Origin of the sequence: Nonomuraea sp. B5E05 (assembly GCF_039880665.1) — a bacterium.
Classification (GTDB): Bacteria; Actinomycetota; Actinomycetes; order Streptosporangiales; family Streptosporangiaceae; genus Nonomuraea.
The window spans coordinates 105,407-125,935 of sequence record NZ_JBDPMJ010000016.1; the positions used below are offsets into that span (position 1 = coordinate 105,407).

General features: G+C 68.3%; 20 protein-coding genes. 19 read left to right on the top strand and 1 reads right to left on the bottom strand.

The window, feature by feature from the left end:
* The first annotated feature begins 97 nt into the window (after nucleotides 1–97).
* Nucleotides 98–316: a DUF4229 domain-containing protein gene (locus ABGB01_RS27695; protein ID WP_132509280.1), complete on the top strand. Its 219-nt coding sequence runs from the start codon at nucleotides 98–100 to the stop codon at nucleotides 314–316.
* Here ABGB01_RS27695 and ABGB01_RS27700 read toward each other — a convergent pair.
* Nucleotides 313–1,518, bottom strand: coding sequence for a hypothetical protein (locus ABGB01_RS27700; protein WP_347776449.1), 1,206 nt, complete (start codon nucleotides 1,516–1,518; stop codon nucleotides 313–315). The two genes, ABGB01_RS27695 and ABGB01_RS27700, sit on opposite strands and share 4 nt — an antisense overlap.
* A 77-nt stretch (nucleotides 1,519–1,595) precedes the next feature.
* Here ABGB01_RS27700 and ABGB01_RS27705 point away from each other — a divergent pair, with 77 nt between their 5' ends.
* From ABGB01_RS27705 to nuoN, 18 genes are all read left to right on the top strand, one after another.
* Entirely contained in the window at nucleotides 1,596–2,312 is a 717-nt protein-coding gene (locus ABGB01_RS27705) for a demethylmenaquinone methyltransferase (protein WP_347776450.1), read from the top strand.
* A 775-nt stretch (nucleotides 2,313–3,087) separates the two neighbouring features.
* On the top strand, nucleotides 3,088–3,333 hold the full coding sequence (locus tag ABGB01_RS27710; RefSeq protein WP_347776451.1) for a Scr1 family TA system antitoxin-like transcriptional regulator: 246 nt from the start codon (nucleotides 3,088–3,090) through the stop codon (nucleotides 3,331–3,333).
* A gap of 112 nt (nucleotides 3,334–3,445) precedes the next feature.
* On the top strand, nucleotides 3,446–3,649 hold the full coding sequence (locus ABGB01_RS27715) for a DUF397 domain-containing protein (RefSeq protein WP_347776452.1): 204 nt from the start codon (nucleotides 3,446–3,448) through the stop codon (nucleotides 3,647–3,649).
* A 191-nt stretch (nucleotides 3,650–3,840) separates the two neighbouring features.
* Nucleotides 3,841–5,160, top strand: a complete 1,320-nt coding sequence (locus ABGB01_RS27720; protein WP_347776453.1) for a geranylgeranyl reductase family protein — start codon at nucleotides 3,841–3,843, stop codon at nucleotides 5,158–5,160.
* 64 nt (nucleotides 5,161–5,224) lie between these two features.
* Entirely contained in the window at nucleotides 5,225–5,620 is a 396-nt protein-coding gene (locus tag ABGB01_RS27725; RefSeq protein ID WP_132592415.1) for an NADH-quinone oxidoreductase subunit A, read from the top strand.
* 2 nt (nucleotides 5,621–5,622) lie between these two features.
* Nucleotides 5,623–6,174 carry an NADH-quinone oxidoreductase subunit B family protein gene (locus ABGB01_RS27730; RefSeq protein WP_347776454.1) on the top strand — a complete coding sequence of 184 codons (552 nt, stop codon included), beginning with the start codon at nucleotides 5,623–5,625 and terminating at the stop codon, nucleotides 6,172–6,174.
* Entirely contained in the window at nucleotides 6,171–6,875 is a 705-nt protein-coding gene (locus ABGB01_RS27735; protein WP_347776455.1) for an NADH-quinone oxidoreductase subunit C, read from the top strand. The genes ABGB01_RS27730 and ABGB01_RS27735 overlap by 4 nt, the downstream gene beginning before the upstream one ends.
* Nucleotides 6,872–8,197 (top strand): NADH-quinone oxidoreductase subunit D, encoded by a 1,326-nt coding sequence (locus tag ABGB01_RS27740; protein WP_347617216.1) that lies wholly within the window; start codon nucleotides 6,872–6,874, stop codon nucleotides 8,195–8,197. Before ABGB01_RS27735 ends, ABGB01_RS27740 begins: the two co-directional genes overlap by 4 nt.
* Nucleotides 8,198–8,261: 64 nt before the next feature.
* On the top strand, nucleotides 8,262–8,918 hold the full coding sequence (nuoE, locus tag ABGB01_RS27745; protein WP_347776456.1) for an NADH-quinone oxidoreductase subunit NuoE: 657 nt from the start codon (nucleotides 8,262–8,264) through the stop codon (nucleotides 8,916–8,918).
* Nucleotides 8,915–10,204: an NADH-quinone oxidoreductase subunit NuoF gene (gene nuoF, locus ABGB01_RS27750; protein ID WP_347776457.1), complete on the top strand. Its 1,290-nt coding sequence runs from the start codon at nucleotides 8,915–8,917 to the stop codon at nucleotides 10,202–10,204. The genes nuoE and nuoF overlap by 4 nt, the downstream gene beginning before the upstream one ends.
* Nucleotides 10,201–12,588: an NADH-quinone oxidoreductase subunit G gene (locus ABGB01_RS27755; RefSeq protein WP_347776458.1), complete on the top strand. Its 2,388-nt coding sequence runs from the start codon at nucleotides 10,201–10,203 to the stop codon at nucleotides 12,586–12,588. Before nuoF ends, ABGB01_RS27755 begins: the two co-directional genes overlap by 4 nt.
* Entirely contained in the window at nucleotides 12,585–13,886 is a 1,302-nt protein-coding gene (gene nuoH / locus ABGB01_RS27760; RefSeq protein ID WP_347776459.1) for an NADH-quinone oxidoreductase subunit NuoH, read from the top strand. Before ABGB01_RS27755 ends, nuoH begins: the two co-directional genes overlap by 4 nt.
* Complete coding sequence (gene nuoI / locus ABGB01_RS27765; RefSeq protein WP_173523209.1) at nucleotides 13,873–14,388, top strand: NADH-quinone oxidoreductase subunit NuoI; 516 nt, start codon at nucleotides 13,873–13,875, stop codon at nucleotides 14,386–14,388. Before nuoH ends, nuoI begins: the two co-directional genes overlap by 14 nt.
* Nucleotides 14,381–15,175, top strand: coding sequence for an NADH-quinone oxidoreductase subunit J (locus ABGB01_RS27770; protein WP_347776460.1), 795 nt, complete (start codon nucleotides 14,381–14,383; stop codon nucleotides 15,173–15,175). Before nuoI ends, ABGB01_RS27770 begins: the two co-directional genes overlap by 8 nt.
* Nucleotides 15,172–15,468 (top strand): NADH-quinone oxidoreductase subunit NuoK, encoded by a 297-nt coding sequence (gene nuoK / locus ABGB01_RS27775; protein WP_132329277.1) that lies wholly within the window; start codon nucleotides 15,172–15,174, stop codon nucleotides 15,466–15,468. Before ABGB01_RS27770 ends, nuoK begins: the two co-directional genes overlap by 4 nt.
* Before the next feature lie 73 nt (nucleotides 15,469–15,541).
* The gene (gene nuoL / locus ABGB01_RS27780; protein ID WP_347776551.1) at nucleotides 15,542–17,389 is read left to right on the top strand and encodes an NADH-quinone oxidoreductase subunit L; all 1,848 of its coding nucleotides are present in this window, start codon (nucleotides 15,542–15,544) and stop codon (nucleotides 17,387–17,389) included.
* On the top strand, nucleotides 17,389–18,948 hold the full coding sequence (locus ABGB01_RS27785; protein WP_347617209.1) for an NADH-quinone oxidoreductase subunit M: 1,560 nt from the start codon (nucleotides 17,389–17,391) through the stop codon (nucleotides 18,946–18,948). Before nuoL ends, ABGB01_RS27785 begins: the two co-directional genes overlap by 1 nt.
* Nucleotides 18,945–20,528, top strand: a complete 1,584-nt coding sequence (gene nuoN, locus ABGB01_RS27790; RefSeq protein WP_347776461.1) for an NADH-quinone oxidoreductase subunit NuoN — start codon at nucleotides 18,945–18,947, stop codon at nucleotides 20,526–20,528. The genes ABGB01_RS27785 and nuoN overlap by 4 nt, the downstream gene beginning before the upstream one ends.
* The last annotated feature ends 1 nt before the right edge of the window (nucleotide 20,529 follow it).

The window sequence follows — 20,529 nt, forward strand, 5'->3', positions numbered from 1 at the left end:
GGGTGTTTCTTTACGAAACTCCCTGACTGGGACAGTAGCAGTGCTCGCGTCTGATGCGAAGAGCGACCGCGCCACAGGTCCGAGTAACCTCGAACCCGTGCGTCCCGTTCTCGTTTACACCGCGTCGCGGATCGGCCTGTTTCTGGTGACCCTGGGTGTGCTGTGGCTGCTCGGACTGACTAACCCGCTGGTGCTGATCGTCTGCTCATTCTTGATCAGCGGCATAGCCAGCTACGTCCTGCTCTCCAGGCAGCGTGATGCCGTGAGTGCCCGCATCAGCGACAAGGTCGACCGCCCGAAGCCGCACGACGACTAGGGCAGGGGGAACATGCCAATCCGGGCATGGTACTCCCGTCCGAGTCTCGTCGTGTCGCTACCGACAAGTAGTCCGGTGGGGTGCGCGTAAAACGCCTTCACGCCGATCCCGCGCTCGCGCGTCGGATTCCAACTCAGAGCCTTTCCCGTGCGCGGATGAATGGCGCCGATGCCGGGCCGTGACACCGCTCCAGGGCCGGCGGAGTCGCGGCCCCGCGGATTGTCCAGCCAGCGCAGGTGCCCGCCCACATAGACCGCCGCCCCCGTCACCGAGACCGCGTAGAGCGAATCGCCCCCCGTGCTGTTGACCCAGGTCGGCTTGATGCGCGAGCCCTTGGCATAGGTCTCGAATCTGGCGGTCGTGTCGCACATGCCGGCCCTCGGGCCTCCCGTGGTGACCACCGCGAAATAGCGGCCGTCGGGGGAGAAGTCGAGGCCGCGCACGTACGACGGGAACCCGGCCATGCACTTGCGCGCGTACACGTCGGTCCGCCACGGAGCGACCCTGGCCACGCGCCCGCTGACGTCGATCAGCCCGAGCTGCGGCCTGGACGCGCCGTCGAGCGTGGTGAACGTGCCGTCCACCGCGAGCCTGTCGCGTGAGACGGCCAGCGCGTAGACCTTCACCTGCCTGGTCAGCGGCTTGCCGGGCGTGATGGCGAAGTCGGGGTCGGCCGCGCCGGTGACCGCGTCGAGCCTGGCCAGCGCGGTGCGCGGGCTGACGAAGTCGCCGCCGACGTACAGCTTGGAGCCCTGGCGGGCCAGCGTGGTCACCGTGCCGCCGCCGATGCGCGGTGCGAAGCCGGGCACCAGCGCGCCGTCGGAGAGGCGGAGTTTGGCCAGCGCCCTGGACGGCTCGTTGTTGACGCCGTAGAACTGGCCGCCGACGTAGACGGTGCCGCGCTCGCCCGCGGCCAGGCCGTGCACCGCGCCGGGGACGACGGGCGCGAAGTCCTCCAGGACCCGGCCGGTGGCCAGGTCGTAGGCGAACACGTTGGAGCGCGGATAGGTGGTGGTGCGGGCGGCGTCGGCGACCTCGCTGAACGCGCCGCCGACCACGACGGTGCGCCCCACGACGGCGATGGCGTTGACGATGCCGTCGAGCACGTGGGGAGTGCTGTCGATCGGGTCGGCCAGTACGACGCGAGGATGCGCGGTGGGGGCCGAGGCGATGATCGCCGCAAGGGCGAGACGGGCAAGCATTCGCCAATTTCTAGCAGACGTTGCGTAATGAGGTGGATACTTTCCGTTGAATGTTCCGATGGCCATATGGTTTGGGCATGACGCGCGCTCAGTTGGACAAACAGCCGGACGAGGTCGCCGCGATGTTCGATCGCACCGCCCGGCGTTACGATCTGGTCAACGATGTGGTCTCCCTGGGGCAGGTCAGGCTCTGGCGCAGGGCGGCGGCCGCCGCGGTCGACGCGGGGCCCGGGGAGATCGTCCTTGACCTGGGGGCCGGCACGGGCACCTCCACCGACGCGTTCACCTCGCTGGGCGCGCGGGCGATCGCCTCCGACTTCTCGCTCGGCATGCTCCGCACCGGCGTGCGCCGCCACGGCGGCAACGCGTTGACGGGGCAGGGGGTGCCGTTCGTCGCGGGTGACGCGCTGCGGTTGCCGTTCGCCGACGGCTCCTTCGACGCGGTGACGATCTCGGTGGCGCTGCGCAACGTGCACGACACCATGGGGGCGCTGAAGGAGATGTTGCGGGTGACGAGGCCGGGCGGGCGCCTGGTGATCCTCGAGTTCTCGCACGTCACGTTCGCCCCGTTCGACCTGGTCTATCGCGAATATCTGATGAAGTTGCTGCCCAAGGTGGCCAAGGTGTTCGGGTCCAATGACGACTCCTACGAATATCTGGCGGAGTCGATCCGCGACTGGCCCGACCAGCCGACGCTGGCGCGCATGATTCAGGACGCCGGCTGGGAACGGGTGGCCTGGCGCGATCTCACGATGGGGATCGTCGCCATGCACAGGGGATTCAAGCCCGCCTGAGCTCGATGGTGATCAGGTGGGCCCAGCGGTGCGACAGTGGCGCGCGCCCCATCGCCTGACATGTCCGCGGCTCCGGATTTTGGTCTGAGTCAGGGTCAGGGCGCGGCGCGGCTACGGGCGGGTGTGTTCCGGCCATCCGCCCATTCGCGCACCCAGGTTTCCCCGGATCGGCCCCTCCCTTCTTCCCCCGCATTCCTTCATGGCGGGCCACCCTGAGGGTGTGCCGGAGGGCGTTCCCGTGCAATTCCCGCGGAGATGACGGCAGGGACTCTTTCCGGGACGAAAGCAGACCTTCCCGGCGAGGGTTGCCCAGTAGTTGAAATGGGCATAATCAGTGAATTCCTTGGGAGGGGCCGAGTGGTCGGAGAAATCAATCCGACACTCCGCCGCCGGAAGCTCGCCGCCGAGCTGCGGCGGCTTCGTGAGGAGGCGGGGCTCCACGGCGTGCAGGTCGCGCGGTCCTTACGCTGGTCGACCTCCAAGATCTCGCGTCTCGAAACGGGCCAGGTGGCCCCTTCGGCCAAGGACGTGGAGAAACTGCTCAAGCACTACCAGGTCGACAGCGAGCGGAGCGCATTGCTGCTGGGGCTCGCCGGCGGCGACACCAAAGGCTGGTGGGACTCCTACACCGACGTGCTGTCCGACACCGTGGTGGAGCTCTTCGGTCTGGAGGACGGCGCGAGCAGCGTCAGGGCGTGGGGCTCCTTTTCGCTTCCCGGCCTGCTGCAGACACGCGACTACGCCTGGCACATCTGCGTGCTCTACCGCACGGGGTGTGCTCAGGCTGGATCAGCCCCATCCGACCGACATCACCAACTTCATGCTCTTCGGCTTTCCCTCCGTGCCCGTGCTGGGCAGCATCTCCGGCGAGGTCGTCTACTACGAGAACTACCCGAGCTTCACGCTGTCCGAGGACGAGGAGACGGCCATGCAGTATTCGATGGTGCTCGACCAGCTCGAAGCCGCGGCCATGAACGAGGCGGACTCGCGGGACTTCATCGCCTCGCTCGCCGGACTCTAGAGATCGTGTCGGGATCGTAATTTTTTGGTCTACGGAACTGTCGCGGCAGCGCCATCTTGACGAGGCACCTAGTGTGAGGCAGGTGACCTTGTGCCGAGGAGGATGCCGTCCGATGAACGGTGCTGATCTGTCGGATGGTTGGCGGAAAAGCTCCTTCAGCTCCGGAGCCGGTGAGTGCGTCGAGTTCGCCAGAGGCGCCGGCGGAGAGATCATGATCCGTGACTCCAAGGACCCCTCCGGACCGGCCCTGGTCTTCACTCCTCGCGAGTGGCGGGCCTTCGTCAAGGGGGTCCGGAACGACGAGTTCGACGTTTGACGGCGCCCGGCACGCAGGTAAAGGCCCTTCGTCAGGACGAAGGGCCTTGTCGTGTCCGCGAAGTGCCCCCCGACTGCCACTATGTGCACGAAAAGCAGTAGACTTCGGGCCGACAAGTTTGTGAAGGGGTTCACAAAGGAACGAAGGCGCGACACCCCAAGGCCTTCGAGCGTGTAGGACAGGACAGTCCAGTGACCGTGCCAGCAGCCCGACCTCAAGCGCAGGAGCTCGTCCCGAGAGAGCGAAGCCGACAGAGTGGCGCTGACGCGACCAGGGGCACAGCTGACGCTGATGTCATCGTCGTCGGCGCCGGCCCGGCCGGCTCCGCAGCCGCCTTCTACCTCGCCCAGGCCGGCCTCGACGTGCTGCTCCTGGAGAAGACCAGGTTCCCCCGCGAAAAGGTCTGCGGCGACGGCCTGACGCCGCGGGCGGTCAAGCAGCTGCTCAACATGGGGGTCGACATCGACGCCCCCGGCTGGGTCAGGAACAAGGGCCTGCGCGTCGTGGGCGGTGGCCTGAGGTTCGAGCTCGACTGGCCTCAGCTGGAGCGGTTCCCCGACTTCGGGCTCGTACGCACCCGGCAGGATTTCGACCAGATCGTCGCGGCCACCGCGGTGAAGATGGGCGCGCGCCTCATGGAGGGCGTCACCGTCACCGGTCCGGTGCTCGACGACCGCAGCGGCCACATCGTCGGCGTGACCACCAAGGACGGCCGTACGTTCCGCTCCCGCGTGGTCGTGGCCGCCGACGGCAACAGCACCCGCCTCGCCCTCGGCATGGGCCTGCACAAGCGCGAGGACCGCCCGATGGGCGTGGCCGTGCGCACCTACTTCGAGAGCCCCCGCCACGACGACGACTACCTGGAGACGTGGCTGGAGTTGTGGGACGGCGACACGCTGCTGCCCGGCTACGGCTGGGTGTTCGGCGTCGGCGACGGCACCGCCAACGTGGGGCTCGGCCTGCTCAACACCAGCGCCCAGTTCAAGAACATCGACTACCGCGACCTGCTCAGGCGCTGGTGCCGGTCGATGCCGGCCGACTGGGGCTTCACCGAGGAGAACATGACGGCGCCCATCCGCGGCGCCGCGCTCCCGATGGCCTTCAACCGGCAGCCGCACTACACGCGCGGCCTGATGCTGGTGGGCGACTCCGGCGGCTCGATCAACCCGTTCAACGGCGAGGGCATCGCGTACGCCATGGAGACCGGCGAGATCGCCGCCGAGATCATCGCAAAGGCCCTCAGGGGCGCCACTCCCGCGCAGCGCGAGCGGACCCTGCGGACTTACCCCCGCGTGCTGAAAGACGCATACGGTGGTTACTTCACTCTCGGCAGATGGTTCGTCGAGGCGATCGGGAAGCCGGGCGTGATGCGCTTCGGCACCAGGCACGGGCTTCCCCACCCGAGGCTGATGCGCTTCGCGCTCAAACTCCTTGGTAATCTCACCGACCGGCGAGGCGATGCGTCGGACAAGATCATAAACGCACTCTCGAAGGTCGCGCCACCAGCATGAATCTCAGAACTGACAGATCCGGCTGCGCGCCCGCGCGCGCGGCGACTCCAGAGGAGGCGTAGCGATGGACCTTTACGTGCCCATCCTGGTGCTCGCCGTTCTCGCGGGGGGCTTCGCGATCTTCTCGGTCGCCATCGCTCCCTTCACCGGCCCCAAGCGCTGGAACCGCGCCAAGCTTGACGCCTACGAATGCGGCATCGAGCCGACGCCCCAGCCGGTCGGTGGCGGACGGTTCCCGCTCAAATACATGGTCACCGCGATGCTCTTCATCGTGTTCGACATCGAGATCATCTTCCTCTATCCGTGGGCGGTCTCGTTCGCGCCGGAGCTGAACGACGCGGGCCAGGCGATCGCCCCGGGCCTGGGGCTGTTCGCCCTGGTGGAGATGCTGCTGTTCATCGTCACCGTGCTCGCCGCCTACGCGTACGTGTGGCGCCGCAAGGGTCTGGACTGGGACTGAAAATGGGACTTGAAGAGAAACTCCCCAGCGGGTTCATCCTCAGCACCGTCGAGGCGGCCGCCGGATGGGCGCGTAAGAGCTCCGTGTGGCCGGCCACGTTCGGCCTCGCCTGTTGCGCCATCGAGCTGATGGCCACCGGTGGCCCCCACTACGACCTGGCGCGCTTCGGCATGGAGCGCGCTTCGGCGTCTCCTCGCCAGGCCGACCTCATGATCGTCGCCGGGCGGGTCTCGCAGAAGATGGCTCCCGTGCTGCGCCAGATCTACGACCAGATGGCGGAGCCCAAGTGGGTCATCTCCATGGGCGTGTGCGCCTCCAGCGGCGGCATGTTCAACAACTACGCCATCGTGCAGGGCGTCGACCACATCGTTCCGGTCGACATCTACCTGCCCGGCTGCCCGCCGCGGCCCGAGATGCTGATCGACGCGATCGTGAAGCTGCACGACAAGATCCAGAACACGAAGTTCGGCGCGCACCGCGCCAAGCAGATCGACGAGCTCGAGCTGCAGGCGCTGCGTACGCTGCCGCTGATCGACCAGGGGGCATCGAAGTGACTTCGCCCGACAACCTCCCTGGCAGCCCGGACAGCGGGCAGACGCCTGAGGCCCAGGTCCCCGCGGTGCCCGAGACGCCCGTCGCCAGGCGCGGCATGTTCGGGGCCGCGGACACCGGCGACACCTCCGGCTACGGCGGCCTCGTCGTACGCCGGCAGCCTCAGATCTCGACGCCCCGCCCGTACGGCGGCTACTTCGACGAGATCGTCGACGCGCTCGCGCTCGACGACGCGATCGAGCGGGTCGTCGTCGACCGCGGCGAGCTCACCCTGCACGTCAAGCGGGAGCGGCTGGTCGAGGTGTGCCAGAAGCTGCGTGACGACCCGGCGCTGCGCTTCGAGCTCTCGCTCGGCGTGTCCGGCGTGCACTACCCGCACCTGACGGGCGAGGAACTGCACTCGGTCATCCACCTGTGCTCGATCACCCACAACAGGCGCGTACGCGTCGAGGCCGCCTGCCCCGACGACGACCCGCACATTCCATCCACCGTAGGCGTTTACCCTGGTCATGACTGGCATGAGCGGGAGACGTACGACTTCTTCGGCATCATCTATGACGGCCATCCGGGCCTGACCCGGATCATGATGCCGGACGACTGGGACGGCCACCCGCAGCGCAAGGACTACCCGCTGGGCGGCATCCCCGTGGAATACCGGGGCGCCACCATTCCCTCGCCCGATCACAGGAGGTCGTACGCGTGAGCACGGCTTATGACGAGGCGACCGAGGGCAAGGTCTACTCGGTCACCGGGGCCGACTGGGACCAGGTCGTGTCCGGCGTGCGCGACTCGCAGGACGAGCGCCTGGTCGTCAACATGGGCCCGCAGCACCCGTCCACGCACGGCGTGCTGCGGCTGGTCCTGACCCTCGACGGTGAGACGGTCACCGAGGCGCGCGGCGTCATCGGCTACCTGCACACCGGCATCGAGAAGAACATGGAATACCGGACGTGGACGCAGGGCACCACGTTCGTGACCCGCATGGACTACCTCTCGCCGATCTTCAACGAGACCGCCTACTGCCTGGGCGTGGAGAAGCTGCTCGGCGTCGAGGACCGCATCCCTGACCGGGCGCAGGCCATCCGCGTGATGATGATGGAGCTCAACCGCATCGCCTCGCACCTGGTGGCCATGGGCACGTTCGGCATGGAGCTGGGCGCGACCACGCCGTTCCTGTTCGGCTACCGTGACCGCGAAATGGTCATGGACCTGTTCGAGTACATCACCGGCCTGCGCATGAACCACGCCTACATCCGGCCGGGCGGCGTGAGCGTCGACCTGCCAGCGGGCGCGGTCGACAAGGTCGGCGAGTTCCTCAAGGAGATGCCCAAGCGGATCAAGGACATCCGCAAGCTCCTCGACGAGAACCCGGTCTACGTCCGCCGCACCCAGGACGTCGCCTACCTCGACCTGACCGGCTGCATGGCGCTGGGCATCACCGGCCCGATCCTGCGCGCCGCGGGCCTGCCGTGGGACCTGCGCAAGTCGCAGCCCTACTGCGGCTACGAGACGTACGAGTTCGACGTCCCCACCGAGCGTGGGTGCGACGTCTACTCGCGCTATCTCGTCCGGATGAAGGAGATGGAGGAGTCCCTCAAGATCGTCGAGCAGGCGCTCGACCGCATCGCGGGGCCGCTCAAGGGCGACCCGGTGATGATCGAGGACAAGAAGATCGGCTGGCCCGCGCAGCTCGCGCTCGGCCCCGACGGGTTCGGCAACTCGCCCGACCACATCGCCCACATCATGGGCACCTCGATGGAGGCCCTCATCCACCACTTCAAGCTGGTGACCGAGGGCTTCAGGGTGCCGGCCGGGCAGGCGTACGCCAGCATCGAGTCGCCGAAGGGCGAGCTCGGCGCGCACGTGGTCAGCGACGGCGGCACGCGCCCCTACCGCGTGCACTTCCGCGAGCCGTCCTTCTGCAACCTGCAGGGCTTCCCCGCGATGGCCGAGGGCGGCCAGGTCGCCGACGTGATCGCCGCGGTGGCATCTATCGACCCTGTCATGGGAGGTGTGGACAGGTGAGTGAGCGCAGCGAACGAACAATGGGACACAGCACGTATGTCACGTGTCCGACGGAGGAGGACGCGTGACCTACTCACCGGATGTCCGTGAGCGTCTCGAACGGGACGCCAAGGAGATCATCGGGCGCTACCCGAAGACGCGGTCGGCGCTGCTGCCGCTGCTCCACCTCGTGCAGTCGGAGGACGGCTACGTCTCCGACCACGGGCAGGAGTTCTGTGCCGAGATGCTCGGCATCAGCAAGGCCGAGGTCACCGGCGTCGCGACCTTCTACACCATGTACAAGCGCAAGCCGGCCGGCGACTATCACGTCGGCGTCTGCATCAACGCGCTGTGCGCGGTCATGGGCGGCGACCAGATCTGGGAGGAGCTGTCGGAGCACGTCGGCGTCGGCCACGACGAGGCGACCCCCGACGGCAAGGTCTCGCTGGAGCGCCTCGAGTGCAACGCGGCCTGCGACTTCGCCCCCGTCATGATGGTCAACTGGGAGTTCTTCGACAACCAGACGCCCGAGTCGGCCAAGCAGCTCGTCGATGACCTGCGCGACGGCAAGGACGTGCGGCCCACGCGCGGCCCGAAGAAGCTCTGCACCTTCAAGGAGGCCTCGCGCGTGCTCGCGGGCCTGCCCGACGGCCTGGCCGGTGACGGCCCGTCGGCCGCCGGCCCCTCGCTGGAGGGCCTGAAGGTCGCCAAGGCCAACGGATGGAAGGCCCCTGAGGCATGAGCGTCACTCTCACCCCGGTCCTGACCGCGAAGTGGGACCAGCCCGACTCCTTCACCCTCGACGGCTACGGCGAATATGAGGCGGCCAAGAAGGCGCTGGGCATGGAGCCCGATGCCGTCATCCAGGCCGTCAAGGACTCCGGGCTGCGCGGCCGCGGCGGCGCGGGCTTCCCGACCGGCATGAAGTGGGGCTTCATCCCGCAGGGGGACGGCAAGCCGCACTATCTCGTCGTCAACGCCGACGAGTCGGAGCCGGGCACCTGCAAGGACATCCCGCTGATGATGGCCAACCCGCACGCGCTGGTCGAGGGCGTCATCATCACGTCGTACGCGATCCGGGCCAGCCACGCCTTCATCTATGTGCGCGGCGAGGTGCTGCACGTGATCAGGCGGGTGCAGGCGGCCGTGCGGGAGGCGTACGCGAAGGGTTATCTCGGCACCGACATCCTCGGCTCCGGATATGACCTGGAGCTGGTCGTGCACAGCGGCGCGGGCGCCTACATCTGCGGCGAGGAGACGGCGCTGCTCGACTCGCTCGAGGGCTTCAGGGGTCAACCGCGGCTCAAGCCTCCGTTCCCGGCCGTGGCGGGTCTCTACGCCTCGCCCACTGTGGTGAACAACGTGGAGTCGATCGCCAGTGTTCCCTCCATCATCGGCAACGGCGCCGACTGGTTCGCCGGGATGGGCACCGAGAAGTCCAAGGGCTTCGGCATCTTCTCGCTGAGCGGCCACGTCACCCGGCCCGGCCAGTACGAAGCGCCGCTCGGCATCACGCTGCGCGAGCTCCTCAGCATGGCCGGCGGCATCCGCGCCGGGCACCGGATCAAGTTCTGGACCCCGGGCGGCTCCTCCACGCCGATCTTCACCGACGAGCATCTCGACGTGCCGCTCGACTTCGAGGCGGTCGGCGCCAAGGGCTCGATGCTCGGCACCCGCGCCCTGCAGATCTTCGACGAGACCACCTGCGTGGTCCGTACGGTGCTGCGCTGGACGGAGTTCTACGCCCACGAGTCGTGCGGCAAGTGCACGCCGTGCCGCGAGGGCACCTACTGGCTCAAGCAGGTGCTCAAGCGGCTGGAGGCGGGCCAGGGCACCGAGGACGACCTGGCCACGATCACCGACATCGCGGACAACATCCTGGGCCGGTCGTTCTGCGCGCTGGGCGACGGCGCCACCAGCCCGATCCACTCCTCGGTGAAGTACTTCCGCGATGAGTACCTCAAGCACTTCGAGATCGGCGGCTGCCCGTTCGACCCGAAGAAGTCCACTCTCTGGGGTGAGCAGTGACCGTCGTAGAGACCGAAACGAACCTGGTGACCCTGACCATCGACGGGTTCCAGGTCAGTGTCCCCAAGGGCACTCTGATCATCAGGGCCGCCGAGCTGCTGGGCATCCAGATCCCGCGGTTCTGTGACCACCCGCTGCTCGATCCGGCGGCCAACTGCCGGCAGTGCCTGGTCGACATCCCCGACGCGGGCAACGGCCGCGGATTCCCCAAGCCGCAGCCGTCCTGCGCGATCGAGGTCGCCGAGGGCATGGTGGTGCAGACGCAGCTCACCTCGCCGGTCGCCGAGAAGGCGCAGCGCGCGGCCATGGAGTTCCTGCTGCTGAACCACCCGCTCGACTGCCCGGTCTGCGACAAGGGCGGTGAGTGCCCGCTGCAGAACCAGGCCATGTCCAACGGCCGCGGCGAGTCCCGGTTCCAGGAGCAGAAGCGCACCTTCCCCAAGCCGCTGCCGCTGTCGACGCAGGTGCTGCTCGACCGCGAGCGCTGCGTGCAGTGCGCGCGCTGCATCCGCTTCTCCGACCAGATCGCCGGTGACCCGCTCATCGAGTTCTTCGAGCGCGGCGCCAAGGAGCAGGTGCGCACGGCCGACGGCAAGCCGTTCAACTCCTACTTCTCCGGCAACACGGTGCAGATCTGCCCGGTCGGCGCGCTGACCGGCGCCGCCTACCGGTTCAGGGCCCGCCCGTTCGACCTGGTTTCCACGCCGAGCGCGTGCGAGCACTGCGCCTCCGGCTGCAGCATGCGCACCGACCACCGGCGCGGCCGGGTCACCCGCCGCCTGGCGGGCAACGACCCGCAGGTGAACGAGGAGTGGAACTGCGACAAGGGCCGCTGGGCGTTCACCTACGCGCAGCAGCCCGACCGGCTGAAGACGCCGCTGGTCCGCAACGAGGAGGGCGTGCTCGTGCCCGCCTCGTGGCCGGAGGCGCTGTCGGTGGCCGCCGAGGGCCTGGCCAGGGCGCGCGGCAGGGCCGGCGTGCTGGTCGGCGGCCGGGCCACGGTCGAGGACGCCTACGCCTACGCCAAGTTCGCCAGGATCGCCCTGAACAGCAACGACGTCGACTTCCGCGCCAGGCCGCACTCCGCCGAGGAGGCGCAGTTCCTGGCCCACGCGGTGGCCGGCAAGGGCATCGAGATCAGCTACACCGAACTCGAGAACGCCCCGCACGTGCTGCTCGTCGGGTTCGAGCCCGAGGAGGAGTCGCCGATCGTCTTCCTGCGCCTGCGCAAGGCGTGGATGAAGAAGGGGCTCAAGGTCACCGCGATCGCGCCGTTCGCGACGCCCGGCCTGGTCAAGATGGGCGGCACGCTCATCCGCACCGCTCCCGGCGCCGAGGCCGACGCCATCGGTGACCTGCTCGGCACGCTTTCCGCGGGCACGATCGTGCTCGCGGGCGAGCGCCTGGCCAGCGTGCCCGGCGCGTTCTCCGCGCTGATCCGGCTGGCCAACGTCTCCGACGCCCGGCTCGCCTGGGTCCCGCGCAGGGCCGGCGAGCGCGGCGCGGTCGAGGCGGGCGCGCTGCCCAACCTGCTGCCGATCGGCCGCCCGGCCGACGACGAGACCGCCAGGGCCGAGGTCGCCAGGGCATGGAACGTGGCCTCGCTGCCTGCCGGGCCGGGCCGCGACACCGCCGCCATCCTCGCCGCCGCCCACGAGGGCGCGCTGGACGCGCTGGTCGTCGGCGGCGTCGACCCCTACGACCTGCCCGACCCCGCGGCGGCGCTCGACGCGCTCGAGCGCACGCCGTTCATCGTCAGCCTGGAAATCCGCGCCAGCGCCGTCACCGACCGCGCCGACGTGGTGCTGCCCGTCGCCGCCGTCCAGGAGAAGGGCGGCACGTTCGTCAACTGGGAGGGCAGGGGCCGCTCGTTCGAGGCGCCGCTCAAGGTGCCCGGGCTGCAGTCCGACCTCGCGGTGATCGGCAACCTGGCCGACCGGATGGACGTGCACCTCGGCCTGCCCGACGCCAAGGCCGTGCGGCGGGAGCTGTCGGGGCTGGGCGCCTGGCGCGGCAGCCGCGTCACCGCCCCGCACACCGCCACCCGCGCCCAGGTCGCCCCGGCGGCCGGCGAGGCGCTGCTGGCCACCTGGCACCTGCTGCTCGACGAGGGCAGGCTGCAGGACGGCGAGCCCTACCTCGCGGGCACCGCTCGCGAGGCCGAGGCGCTGGTCAGCGCGGTCACCGCCGCCGAGATCGGCGTCGCCGACGGCGACAAGCTCGTCATCGGCGGCACGGGCGCCGACACCGTCACGCTGCCGGTGCGCGTCGCCGACCTGCCAGAACGCGTGGTCTGGGTGCCGGCCAACTCCGGCGGCTGCTCGGTCACGCGTGACCTGCGCGCGGCGGCCGGCGACATCGTCACGATCGGGAGCGCCTCATGATGCACCTTCTCGCGGCCGATCCCACCCTCGCCGACTTCGGCAAGGACCCGCTGTGGATCACCATCATCAAGGCCGTGATGCTGTTCGTCTTCCTGATGCTGAGCGTCCTGTTCGGCGTCTGGTACGAGCGCAAGCTGATCTCGCGGATGCAGCACCGCTACGGCCCCAACCGGGCCGGCAAGTTCGGTCTGCTGCAGACCGTGGCCGACGGCCTGAAGATGGGACTGAAGGAGGACCTCTTCCCGCGGACCGTCGACAAGGTCCTCTACCTGCTGGCGCCGGTCATCATGGTGGTGCCCGCGTTCCTGGCCTTCTCGATCGTGCCGTTCGCGCCGATGGTCAACCTGTTCGGCGTGCAGACGCCGCTGCAGCTGGTCGACCTGCCGGTGGCGGTGCTGTTCATGCTCGCCATGGGCGCTGTGTCGGTCTACGGCGTGGTGCTGGCCGGGTGGTCGTCGCGCTCGCCGTACGCGCTGCTGGGCGGGCTGCGGTCGGCGGCCCAGGTGGTCTCGTACGAGATCGCCATGGGGTTGTCGTTCGTGGCCATCTTCCTGTTCGCGGGCACGCTGTCGACGTCGGAGATCGTCAAGGCGCAGGAGCAGACGTGGTTCGCGGTGCTGCTGATCCCGTCGTTCCTGGTCTACGTGGTCTGCATGTTCGGCGAGGCCGCGCGCATCCCGTTCGACCTGCCCGAGGGTGAGGGCGAGCTGGTCGGCGGCTTCCAGACCGAATATTCCTCGTCGCTGAAGTTCGCTCTCATCATGATGGGCGAATATCTGCACACGTTCACCGCCTCCGGCATCGCGGTGACGTTGTTCCTGGGCGGCTGGCGGGCCCCGTGGCCGATCTCGCTGTGGGACGGCGCGAACGTCGGCTGGCTGCCGGTGTTGTGGTTCTTCATCAAGTTCCTGCTGACCTTCAGTTTCATCGTGTGGGTGCGTGCCTCGCTGCCGCGCGTCCGGTACGACCAGCTCATGGCGTTGGGCTGGAAGGTGCTGATCCCGGTGAACCTGGCATGGATCCTGCTGGTGGCCGCGGTGCGCAACGTCGTGATCAACGAGGGCGACAGGATGATCGGCATCGGGCTCGGCGCGGTGATCGTGATCGGGGCGCTGGCCATCTGGATGCGGTTCGACACCGTCAACCAGCGGCGCAGGGAGGCCAGGAAGGCCCAGGTGGAGGCCGAGTTCGAGGAACTGTCCAAGGAGCCGGTGGCGGGCGGCTTCCCGGTGCCGCCGCTCGATCTGCCGCACTACCACGGGGTGCAGCACAAGGAGATTCCCAGTGGGACTAACTGATTGGCTGAACCCCGTCAAGGGTTTCGGGGTCACCTTCCATACGATGTTCAAGAAGCCCGTCACGACGAACTACCCGGAGGAGAAGAAGCCGACGGCTCCGCGCTTCCACGGGCGTCACCAGCTCAACCGCTGGCCTGACGGGCTGGAGAAGTGCGTCGGGTGCGAGTTGTGCGCCTGGGCGTGTCCGGCCGACGCGATCTACGTCGAGGGCGCGGACAACACCGACGAGGAGCGCTTCTCGCCGGGCGAGCGTTACGGGCGCACGTACCAGATCAACTATCTGCGGTGCATCCTGTGCGGCCTGTGCATCGAGGCCTGCCCGACCCGCGCGCTCACCATGACGAACGAGTACGAACTCGCCGACAGCAGCCGCGAGAGCCTCATCTACACCAAGGAGATGCTCCTCGCGCCGCTGACCCAGGGCATGGAGCAGCCTCCGCACCCGATGCGGCTCGGCGAGACCGAAGAGGACTACTACCGCCTGGGACGGACCAATGGGTGAGACCATCACTTTCTGGGTGCTCGCCGTCGTCTCCGTCGGCGCCGCGCTCGGCGTGGTCTTCAACCGGAAGGCCGTCTACTCCGCGCTGATGCTCGGCACCGTGATGCTCTGCCTGGCCGTCCTGTACGCCGTGCAGGACGCGCCCTTCCTGGCCGCGGTGCAGATCATCGTCTACACCGGCGCGATCATGATGTTGTTCCTGTTCGTGCTCATGCTCGTCGGCGTGGACTCCTCGGACTCCTTCGTCGAGACGCTGAAGGGCCAGCGTTTCTGGGCCGCCATCGCGGCGCTCGGCTTCGCGACGCTGATCGTCCTCGCCGTCGGCAACGCGTTCTTCGGCGACCAGGTCGGGCTGGCGCAGGCCACGGCGCAGGGCGGCTACATCCGCTCCATCGCGCTGCTGCTGTTCACCAAGTACGTCTTCGCGTTCGAGATCACCTCGGCGCTGCTGATCACCGCCGCGCTCGGCGCGATGGTGCTGGCGCACCGCGAACGGCTCACCGAGAAGGCCACGCAGAAGGACCTGTCCCGCGCCCGGTTCCAGGGTGACCGCCCGTCGCCGCTGCCCGGCCCCGGCACGTACGCCAGGAACAACGCCATCGACATGCCCGCGCTGCTGCCGGACGGGTCGGTCGCGGAGTCCTCGGTCAACCGCTACATCGCGCGCTACGACGTCGAGCACGGCCACCTGCCCGATGACCCCAAACTTGCCGCGGCCATCAAGCACCGGGCCGATGACGACGGCGCGGACACCGACGCCGACGAGAGCAACGGGGTGACCAAGTGACCACGCACTACCTGATCCTTTCCGGGTTGTTGTTCGCCATCGGCGCGATGGGCGTGCTCATCCGGCGCAACGCGATCGTGGTGTTCATGTGCGTGGAGCTCATGCTCAACGCCTGCAACCTCGCCTTCGTCACCTTCTCCAGGCAGGTCGGCAACCTGGAAGGCCAGATCATCGCGTTCTTCGTGATGGTGGTGGCCGCGGCCGAGGTCGTCGTCGGCCTGGCCATCATCGTGACGATCTTCCGAACCCGCAGGTCCGCGTCCGTCGACGACGCCAACCTGCTGAAGTACTAAGAGGTGACTGGTGGAATCTCATATCGCTGAGATCGCCCAGCACACCGGCGGCGTGATCGGACTGTCCTGGCTGATGATCGCCTTCCCGCTCGTGGGGGCGTTCATCCTGCTGGTGTTCGGCCGGTTCACGAACCGCTGGGGCCATCTGCTGGGCGTGGCCATGTCCGTCGCCTCGTTCGCCGTGGCGGTGCTGGGGTTCTTCGAGCTGATCGGGTTCGGGGAGGAGGAGCGCCGGCGGGCCGTGCACCTCTACGAGTTCATCCCCGGCATGGTCGACATGGGGCTGCTGATCGACCCGCTGTCGATCAGCTTCGCCCTGCTGATCACCGGTGTGGGCTCGCTGATCCACATCTACTCCATCGGCTACATGTCGCACGACGAGCACCGGCGCAGGTTCTTCGCCTACCTCAACCTGTTCGTCTCCGCGATGCTCCTGCTGGTGCTGGCCGACAACTACGTCGGCCTGTTCATCGGCTGGGAGGGCGTGGGCCTGGCCTCGTACCTGCTGATCGGGTTCTGGCAGTTCAAGCCGTCGGCGGCCACCGCGGCGAAGAAGGCGTTCGTCGTCAACCGCGTCGGTGACTTCGGCCTGCTGGTCGGCATGTTCGTCATCTGGACCACGTTCGGGACGCTCACGTTCCAGGGCCTCGGCGAGCAGATCACGCCCGGCACCGAGAACGGCACCATGCTGGCCATCGGCCTGCTGCTGCTCCTCGGCGCGTGCGGCAAGTCGGCGCAGTTGCCGCTGCAGTCCTGGTTGCTCGACGCCATGGAGGGCCCGACCCCCGTGTCGGCCCTGATCCACGCCGCGACCATGGTCACCGCCGGCGTCTACCTCGTGGTGCGCTCGGGGGCGTTCTTCTTCCCCGAGGGCTCGGGGGCCGCGCTCGCCGTGGCCGTCGTCGGTGCGGCCACGCTGCTGGCCGGTGCGATCATCGGTTGCGCGAAGGACGACATCAAGAAGGGCCTGGCCGGCTCGACGATGTCGCAGATCGGCTACATGATGCTCGGCGCGGGCCTCGGCCCCGCGGGCTACGCGTTCGCGATCGGCCACCTGATCACGCACGGCTTCTTCAAGGCCGACCTGTTCCTCGGCGCCGGCTCGGTCATGCACGGCATGAACGACGAAGTCGACATGCGGAAGTACGGCGGGCTGCGCAAGTTCATGCCCATCACCTTCGCCACGTTCTTCATCGGCTACCTGGCGATCATCGGGTTCCCGCTGCTGTCCGGCTACTTCACCAAGGACGGCATCATCGAGACCGCGGTGCACCACCAGCCGATCCTCGGCTGGCTGGCCGTGCTCGGCGCGGGCATCACCGGCTTCTACATGTCGCGGATGGTCTTCATGACCTTCTTCGGCGAGAAGCGCTGGGCCGACGACGCCCACCCGCACGAGTCGCCGTCCGTCATGACCATCCCGCTGATGGTCCTGTCGCTCGGCGCGCTCGGCCTGGGCGCCTACCTCGTCCTGAGCAACCGGCTGATGTTGTTCCTGGCCCCGGCGGTCGGCCGGCCCGAGGAACTGCCCGCCTTCCACTTCACCAGCACCCCCGGCCTGGCGACCCTGGCGCTCGTCGCGGTCGGCGCGGCCTTCGCGTGGATGAGGTACGGCCGGGCCGAGGTTCCGTCCGTGCAGCCGCGCGGCTCCTTCCTCACCACGTTCGCCCGGCGCGACCTGTACGGCGACGCGCTCAACGAGTCGCTCTTCATGCGTCCCGGCCAGTGGCTGACCCGCCTCGCGGTGTTCTTCGACAACCGCGGCATCGACGGGCTGGTCAACGGTCTGGCGGCGGGCATCGGCGGCAGCTCCGGGCGCCTGCGGCGGATCCAGACGGGCTTCGCCAGAACGTACGCGCTGTCCATCCTGATCGGTGCCGCCCTGCTGACCGGCGCCCTGCTCCTCGTTGGGACCATCTGATGTCACCCTGGCTTCCGATACTCATGGCGGTGCCCGTGCTGGGCGCCATCGTGGTGGCCCTGCTTCCCAAGGGCAGAGACAAGCTGGCCAAGCAGGTCACGCTGCTGGTCTCGCTGGCGGTGCTGGTCCTGACGGGCGTCGTGGCCGCCGGGTTCAAGCCGTCGGGCGAGCGCTTCCAGTTCGTCGCCGAGTACGACTGGATCCCGAGCTTCGGCGTGAAGTTCGGGGTCGGCGTCGACGGTGTCGCGCTCGTGCTGATCGCGCTCTCCGCGGTGCTGGTGCCGATCGTGGTGCTGGCCTCGTGGCACGACGCCGACGGCGTCAAGACCGCCGACGGCACGCTCATCACGCCCAAGCGCTCGGTGAAGACGTACTTCTCGCTGCTGCTGGTGCTGGAGACGATGATGATCGGCGTCTTCGCGGCGACCGACATCTTCCTGTTCTACGTCTTCTTCGAAGCCATGCTGATCCCGATGTACTTCATGATCGGCTCGTACGGCGGCGCCCAGCGGTCCTACGCGGCCGTGAAGTTCCTGCTGTACTCGTTGTTCGGCGGCCTGCTCATGCTGGTCGCGGTCATCGGGCTCTACGTGGTCGCGGGCAAGCAGACGTTCATGTTCCCCGAACTCGTCGGGGCCATCCAGGACCCGACGATGCAGAAGTGGCTCTTCGGCGGGTTCTTCATCGCCTTCGCGATCAAGGCGCCGCTGTGGCCGGTGCACACGTGGCTGCCCGACGCGGCCGCGCAGGCTCCGGCCGGAGCCGCCGTGCTGCTGGTCGGCGTCCTGGACAAGGTCGGCACGTTCGGCATGCTCCGCTTCTGCCTGGAGTTGTTCCCCGACGCGGCCAAGACGTTCACGGTGCCGATCATCGTGCTGGCGGTCATCAGCATCATCTACGGCGCCATCGTGGCCATCGGGCAGACCGACATGAAGCGGCTCATCGCGTACACGTCGATCTCGCACTTCGGGTTCATCGTCATGGGCGTGTTCGCCATGTCGTCGGTCGCCCAGTCCGGCGCGGCCCTCTACATGGTCAACCACGGCTTCGCCACCGGCGCGCTGTTCCTGGCCGCCGGGTTCCTGATCGCCAGGCGCGGCTCGCCGTTCATCGGCGACTACGGAGGCGTGCAGAAGGTCGCGCCGGTGCTCGCGGGCTTCTTCCTCGTCGCCGGTCTGGCCGGGCTCTCGCTGCCGGGCCTGTCGTCGTTCGTGAGCGAGTTCATGGTCATGATCGGCACATACTCGAGCCAGGCCCACGGCTCGGGGGCGCTGACGGCGGCCGCGATCGTCTCCGCGGTGGCCGTGATCCTGGCGGCCGTCTACATCCTGTGGATGGTGCAGCGGACCCTGAACGGCCCGACCGCCGAGCCGGTCAAGCCGTTCAAGGACCTGAACGCCCGCGAGGTCTGGGTACTGGCTCCGCTGGTCGCCCTGATCATCGGGTTCGGGTTCTTCCCCAAGCCGCTGCTCGACGTGATCAACCCGTCAGTGCAACAGACGCTGACCAACGTGGGCGTACCCACCTCCACCATCGCTGAGAAGGGGACAGGTCAGTGAACTCCATCCCAGCGCCGACGATCGAATACGGCACGCTCGCGCCGCTGCTGGTGGTCTTCGGCGCGGCCATCATCGGCGTGCTCGTCGAGGCCTTCGTGCCGCGCTACCTGCGCAAGGCGATCCACGTGCCGCTCACCCTGCTCAGCCTGGCCGGCGCGTTCGCGCTGGTCCTCGTGCAGGTCCTGCGCGGCCAGGTGCCCACCACGGCCTCCGCCGTGGGCGCGCTCGCGGTGGACGGGCCCTCGCTGTTCATCTGGGGCGTCATCCTCGTCCTGTCGTTCGTCTGCGTGCTGCTCATCAACGACGAGGGCCACTTCGTCGCCTCGGCCGCGGCCGTGCCGGGCAGCGCCGACGAGGAGGAGGCCGAGTCCGCGGGCGGCGGCCACACCGAGGTCTATCCGCTGGTCCTGTTCGCCGTGGGCGGCATGCTGCTGTTCCCGGCCTCGCACGACCTGCTGATGATGTTCGTGGCCCTCGAGGTCATGTCGCTGCCGCTCTACCTGCTGTGCGGCCTGGCCCGCCGGCGCCGCCTGCTGTCGCAGGAGGCGTCCATGAAGTACTTCCTGCTGGGCGCGTTCTCCTCGGCGTTCTTCCTGTACGGCGCCGCCATGATCTACGGCTTCGCGGGCACCGTCTCGCTGCCGGGCATCAACCAGGCCCTGGCCGGCGGCGGCGCGCTCGACCCGCTGCTGATGATCGGGCTCGCGATGCTCGGCGTCGGCCTGATGTTCAAGATCGGCGCGGCTCCGTTCCAGGCCTGGAAGCCCGACGTCTACCAGGGCGCTCCCACGCCGATCACCGCTCTGATGGCCTCCGGCACGCTCGTCGCGGCCGTGGGCGCCGTGCTGCGGGTGTTCTGGGTGGGTCTGGGCAACCTCGACTGGAACTGGCGGCCGGTCATCTGGGGTGTCGCCGCGCTCACCATGATCGTCGGTTCGATCCTGGCGATCACGCAGACCGACATCAAGCGCATGCTGGCCTACTCGTCCATCGCGCACGCGGGCTTCCTGCTCGTCGGCGTGATGGCCACGTTCGGCACCGCCGCGCAGAACGCGACCTCGCTCAAGGCGATCCTGTTCTACCTGGCGGTCTACGGCATCACCACGGTCGGAGCGTTCGCGGTGGTCACGCTCGTCCGCGACCCGGGCGGCGAGGCGGGGCACCTGTCGCGCTGGGCCGGGCTCGGCAAGCGTGCGCCGATGCTGGCCGGGGTGTTCGCCTTCTTCCTGCTGGCCTTCGCCGGCATCCCGCTGACCAGCGGCTTCTTCGGCAAATACGCCGTGTTCGCGGCCGCGCTGGACAGCGGCACGCAGCCCGGCGACTCGATGGGCGGCTGGATGGCGGCGCTGGTGGTCGTGGGCGTCGTCGCCTCGGCGATCGCGGCGTTCTTCTACGTCCGCGTGATCGTGCTGATGTTCTTCAGCGAGCCCTCGGCCGACGGACCGGCGATCGCAGTGCCCAGTATGGGAACCGTGGCGGTCATCGCCGTCTCCCTGCTGGTTACCGTAGGGGTGGGGCTCTACCCGGAGTCCGTGCTCGGTGTTGCTGACGACGCTGCTCGCAGCCTGTTCATTAGATAAG